The sequence below is a fragment of the Lysobacter humi (ex Lee et al. 2017) genome (assembly GCF_054781815.1).
Window position 1 is genome coordinate 1 of sequence record NZ_BAAGTR010000017.1, and the last position, 949, is coordinate 949.

The window sequence follows — 949 nt, forward strand, 5'->3', positions numbered from 1 at the left end:
GGTGGCGAGTTCAAGGGTTACGACCAGATCGACGCGGCTCCGGAAGAGAAGGCGCGCGGCATCACGATCTCGACGGCGCACGTGGAGTACGAATCGGCCGCGCGTCACTACGCGCACGTCGACTGCCCGGGCCACGCCGACTACGTGAAGAACATGATCACGGGTGCGGCGCAGATGGACGGCGCGATCCTGGTGTGCTCGGCCGCGGACGGCCCGATGCCGCAGACGCGTGAGCACATCCTGCTCTCGCGCCAGGTCGGCGTGCCGTACATCGTCGTGTTCCTGAACAAGGCCGACATGGTGGACGACGCCGAGCTGCTCGAGCTGGTCGAGATGGAAGTGCGCGAGCTGCTTTCGAAGTACGACTTCCCGGGCGACGACACCCCGATCATCGCGGGTTCGGCCCGTCTGGCGCTGGAAGGCGACCAGTCGGAGATCGGCGTGCCGGCGATCATCAAGCTGGTCGACGCGCTCGACAGCTGGATCCCGGAGCCGCAGCGTGACGTGGACAAGCCGTTCCTGATGCCGGTCGAGGACGTGTTCTCGATCTCCGGTCGCGGCACGGTGGTCACGGGCCGCATCGAGCGCGGCATCATCAAGGTCGGCGACGAAATCGAGATCGTCGGTATCCGCCCGACGCAGAAGACGACGGTCACCGGCGTCGAGATGTTCCGCAAGCTGCTGGACCAGGGCCAGGCGGGCGACAACGCGGGCCTGCTGCTGCGCGGCACGAAGCGTGACGACGTCGAGCGTGGCCAGGTGCTGTGCAAGCCGGGTTCGATCACCCCGCACACCGAGTTCGAGGCCGAGGTGTACGTGCTGTCGAAGGACGAGGGCGGCCGTCACACCCCGTTCTTCAAGGGCTACCGTCCGCAGTTCTACTTCCGCACCACGGACATCACCGGTGCCGTCACCCTGCCCGAGGGCGTGGAGATGGTGATGCCGGGCG

General features: G+C 66.9%; 1 protein-coding gene. It reads left to right on the plus strand.

Annotated features, from left to right (window positions below; all coding sequences use genetic code 11):
- Positions 1-949: elongation factor Tu (tuf, locus tag ACYVJJ_RS15070; RefSeq protein ID WP_460834856.1), on the plus strand; the 949-nt coding region annotated here is incomplete at both ends.